Below are 4429 nucleotides of genomic sequence, written 5' to 3'. Positions count from 1 at the left end.
CCGATGATTGTGGCACTAATCTTATAACCATATTGGTAGTGGTATTACTCTTATTAATGATTTTGTTTCCATACATGCCACTTTTGAATCTGTTATTGAGTTTATCATTAAGTTATGAGATTTTTCGATTACAGAACAATATTCTTTCGCGTTTATTCATGAATTTTGGTGGTTTTGTTCAAAAGTATTTTTCTACTGCCGACCCAACTGACAAACAAATTGAAATAGCAATTCTTGCGTTAAAGTCACTTGATGACTAACTCAACCGAGTTGAAAAATTATATGCATTTACACCGTAATGGAGGTAATTAATTTGGAGATTATTAAACATAAGCTTAACTGGGATGAGTCTCAGCATGTATATAATGTGAGTGCCGATCAGATGGAGATGAAGCAGTGCTACTCAAATGTCTTTTACGCTGCTTTGCATTTTAAAAGCAAATTTATTGAAGGAGATTGGAAAGTAGCTTATGGCTATATGCCAAGTGTTGAGAATATTATGGTACGGCACTGTTTTATTGTAAACGAGGCGGGAGAAGCTATTGACCCTACAAAATTACTTGTAGAACGTGTTAACGAAACTTCCGATGTCTACGTATCATTTAAAATATTCGAAACCTATCAAGAGTATATTAGTGCTGTAGAGAATAATAGCTACTTGCCTGATTTAATAAAACCACTCATGGATTTAGATACATCATTGAGAAGAAGTCCTTGGGCTGTCAGTAGTAATAAGATTTTCATTGGATAGCTTTTCCTATTATTATGTGATATTTACCTATCAAGGTCGGTATGATAAACTAAAAGTAACCATCCCTCAATAGGATTGGCTCAATTTGGGAGTAAGATCTCAAAGCTCTTATGGGGTCAATGGCGATCTTTCTTTTCTATTAATTTGAATCGCTGTAATCAACAAAATCAAACCGAAATACCTTAAAGAGGTAGGCCACAGAATAGTGGTCTATCTCTTTTTTTGTTGAAACTTTCATTGAATATGAGTGACAAAAAACTTGGGCAGTCAGAAGAACGTCAGGTTCTTTTCGGACGTTTACAGACGTCATGTTCAAATACTAATGAGGTGACAATTAGTTCCTTAAGGGGAACTTGAAATATAGCAAAATCACATGGATTTTATCTAGTAGGAATTCATCAGCAACTCGTTAAAATAAAGTTGAAACGTGACTGGAAAGTGATAGATGTGAAGGAGCTTGAGTTCGATGCTTGCTGACATCGAAAGGAAAGTTATCAAGACTTATTTTAAAAAAACAATGAAATACCAGTACTTCAATCATTGTAAATATGTACTCTAAGTAATCAAAAAATCACTGTTATGTGGATTCGTTTCAACGTGGGAGTATGGCTTAATAACGAAGTACAGAATGGCTACTCATGTCAGGTAACCTATTTTGCTAAACTCCCTCGAAATGATTCCGTTTCCTCACTCAAGCTCATGAATTCGCAGGATTTCATCCTAAGGTAAGTGCGAGAGAAGAAAGTACACGGAGGAGCTGGTGGCTAGGGAAAGCAAAAAGGGCATGCGGGAACAAAGGTGTGTTGTCTATCACCTATATAATTCCATATTGTGCACGTCTCCACGTAGCCCTAGCGATTCTTACTCCCATGTCTCAACGGGTCAAAGCCCTTTCATTCCTTCGTCACATCTAACTAAGGTGTGGAGGTCGGTCTTTCTAACGGAACGGATCCGAGCCCTTTTGTTTAACGTCTCCCGATACTCCGTGCTTCTTATCATCCTGCGAATACATGAACTGGTGAGGATAGACTAGGCTTAAGCAGCTTGCGGGAAGACTTTGGTCGAATCGTAAGCATCGTTGCTCTTAGCCAGGCCAACAAGAATACGGGCGACTTTACCGCACAATTTCATAATCGATTTCATCCTCTTTAATTTCTTTACTTCAACATTGTGGTGGTCTCTAACGTCCGGATTGGTCATCACCATGCACATCGTCATGAGGTAGAGGAAGTGCCGTAGACGTGGACGACCGCGTTTGCTGAGCACCATTTTCCCACGCCACTTCCCTGAACTTGCCTCAGCCAGATTCAGACCAGCATGTCGGAGTAAAGCATTTCCGTGTGTATAGCCGCTTAGATCACCAGCCTCGCCTAGCAAACCGGCTAAGCTCGTTGCATTAACTCCTCGGATTTCAAGCAGCTTCTGCGCATAGGGAATACGACCTAAGATGAGATGAAGTTCATGCTCAATCTGTTCCAGCTGGCGCTGTGCCAAGTCATATTCCTCTAGTAGTTGACCCAAGTGAAGCTTGTAGGCGCGGAGTGCCGCAGTAGTACCAACCGCGTGTAAAGAAGGGGATTTACCACATTCAACACGCTAATAACTTTCATAATCGCCTGAAAAAGTGGATGGAGCGGTTTCAAGGAGTTGCAACAAAATATTTGGACAACTACCTTTACTGGTTCCGATGGCTTGATTTAGGAAAAAACGTAGCATTTAAAAAACGAGTAGAGCAAATGCTTGTTTCAGCGTGTCAAAAATCGAACGACATAACTGTAGGGATGCTGAAAGCAATATAAAAACCACCTCAAATACTTAGAGGTGGTTAATACTCTTAATCTATTTACCGCTATTTTTTATTGGAGAGTCACCTTTCTCCCAATTTGTAGGACCTTTATCACTTGGTACAAATTTTCTCCAATATTCACCAGTTTTCTTATCGAAAATGATGATATTATGCTCGTTTGCAGGAACTAATTCATATCTATATTCGTTGTTATTACCATCTACATTCGAAGAATCCTTACCAAATGCAAACATTAAAAATGAACCTAATATTGTGAAACCTATTATAATTGCTAAACCAATAATTATTGATGAACTATTTTTCATTTTCTACCTCCATTTCTGTTTATATGATTTATTATAAATCTAAAAGTGTCATGTAGTGATACCTTTTTAGTCTATATTATAATTATCAACTAGAAAAGGAGTAAGATATGTATGACATTATGTTATGGCTGCTTTTGGACCAACGCTTGGGGGATTACTCATTAAATAAGTCAGTTGGCATGCTATTTTTTGGATTAACATTCCGATTACTATTGTTATTTGGATATTAGTACGTTTATGGATACCCGATGATAGAGTAAAGCAATCGGAACATAGTGCGAGTGGGGAGTTAAACAAAGTACCTGGAAAAGTATCGATATAATTGGAATTATTCTTTTTACAATCATGTTAACAACAATGATGTTATTCCTTTTATCTTTATCAGACAGTACGTATTGGTGGCTTTTAATGATTTCAGTCATTTCAGCTATTTCACTTTTTAAGTGGGAACAACGCATGTCAAGTCCGTTTCTTGATATTAAAATGCTTTCTTCAAATCCCCGCCTACTGTCTGTTTTTCTACAATTTGCGGGTCTAAACATTGTTTTCTATTCCCTTTTTTTCTGTTTACCATTATGGCTGGATCAAGTGAAAGGGTTTGATTCGAAAACGACTGGAATGCTCATGCTTCCGTTTGCCGGACTAGGTGTGCTTATGACTCCAGTCGCTGTAAGAATGAATAAACGTTACGGCTATCGTACAACCATTATTGCTGGTAACGTTGTGCTGATTTTTGGTACTTTATTGCTGCTAATTCTCGGTGAAAATAGCTCCCTACCTGTTATTCTCATGGTTACCGCAGTACTTGGCATTCCAAACGGACTTAATAGTATGGGATTACAGACCGCCCTATATCATGTTGCCAAACCAGAAGAGAAGGGAATTGCTTCGGGATTGTTCCAAACCGAAACACACTGGCTGCTTAGGCTTTTTTAATACTGTCTACTTGACAGGGGTAAGACCATATCAAGGGTTAAATGAAATTAATTTTTATCCCGTGCCACATTTACAAAATGACTATCTAGGAGGAGAAGTAGAAAAAATAATAAAGAAATACCAGAATAAGATTGAATTGTTGCCAATTACTGATAATCAAGTCATTTTAGTGGATGGCGAAAAAATATCTGTTATTTAAATCTTTAGTTCACATAATCAACCGTTCTTCTTGATTCATTAGTAACCTCCTTAATCATAATATTTGGATTTGAGTCAATATCTTGGACACAATTAAGTTAAGTACTAGGATGCTTTTCTTTGCAAGTCTTCTACTTCTTGAGGTGTTTTGTAGCCTAGACTACCATGTATTCGGGTTCGGTTATACCAACCTTCTATATATGTAAAAAGCGCAAGCTTTGCAGATTCATAATCAATGTAAGTCACATGGTTTACTTCTTCTTTCTTCAGAATGGCATGGAACGATTCGATACAGGCATTGTCATAGGGACAGCCCTTTCTGCTAAATGAGTGAACAATGTGAAGTTGCTTAACATATTGCGTGAAATCCTTGCTTGTATATTGGGCACCTAAATCAGTATGAAGTACCAAATCCCTTGCGGGTTTTTGAGT

General features: G+C 37.8%; 5 protein-coding genes and 2 pseudogenes. 4 read left to right on the top strand and 3 right to left on the bottom strand.

Annotated features, from left to right (window positions below; translation table 11 throughout):
* Positions 1 to 260, top strand: a 260-nt coding sequence (locus tag O0550_RS23950; protein WP_258427423.1) for a DUF1385 domain-containing protein, incomplete at its 5' end; no start/stop codon positions are given.
* A 53-nt stretch (positions 261 to 313) separates the two neighbouring features.
* Positions 314 to 751, top strand: a complete 438-nt coding sequence (locus O0550_RS23945) for a hypothetical protein (RefSeq protein WP_258427422.1) — start codon at positions 314 to 316, stop codon at positions 749 to 751.
* Positions 752 to 1786: 1035 nt separating this feature from the next.
* Here O0550_RS23945 and O0550_RS23940 read toward each other — a convergent pair.
* Positions 1787 to 2314: pseudogene (locus tag O0550_RS23940) on the bottom strand (transposase); the annotation flags it as partial.
* Between the two features lie 2 nt (positions 2315 to 2316).
* Between O0550_RS23940 and O0550_RS23935 the strand changes: the two are divergent.
* A pseudogene (locus O0550_RS23935) lies at positions 2317 to 2550 on the top strand (IS1595 family transposase); the annotation flags it as partial.
* 40 nt (positions 2551 to 2590) lie between these two features.
* Here O0550_RS23935 and O0550_RS23930 read toward each other — a convergent pair.
* A complete protein-coding gene (locus O0550_RS23930; RefSeq protein WP_258427421.1) occupies positions 2591 to 2863 on the bottom strand; it encodes a hypothetical protein in 273 nt (90 codons plus the stop codon).
* Between the two features lie 408 nt (positions 2864 to 3271).
* Between O0550_RS23930 and O0550_RS23925 the strand changes: the two genes are divergently transcribed.
* On the top strand, positions 3272 to 3799 hold the full coding sequence (locus O0550_RS23925) for an MFS transporter (protein ID WP_258427420.1): 528 nt from the start codon (positions 3272 to 3274) through the stop codon (positions 3797 to 3799).
* A 303-nt stretch (positions 3800 to 4102) separates the two neighbouring features.
* Here O0550_RS23925 and O0550_RS23920 read toward each other — a convergent pair.
* Positions 4103 to 4429 (bottom strand): integrase core domain-containing protein (locus O0550_RS23920; protein WP_258427419.1); only part of this gene is annotated, 327 nt, incomplete at its 5' end.

The organism is Brevibacillus halotolerans (assembly GCF_026891775.1).
GTDB lineage: Bacteria > Bacillota > Bacilli > Brevibacillales > Brevibacillaceae > Brevibacillus_B > Brevibacillus_B halotolerans.
This window is presented reverse-complemented; position numbering and strand designations above follow the sequence as displayed.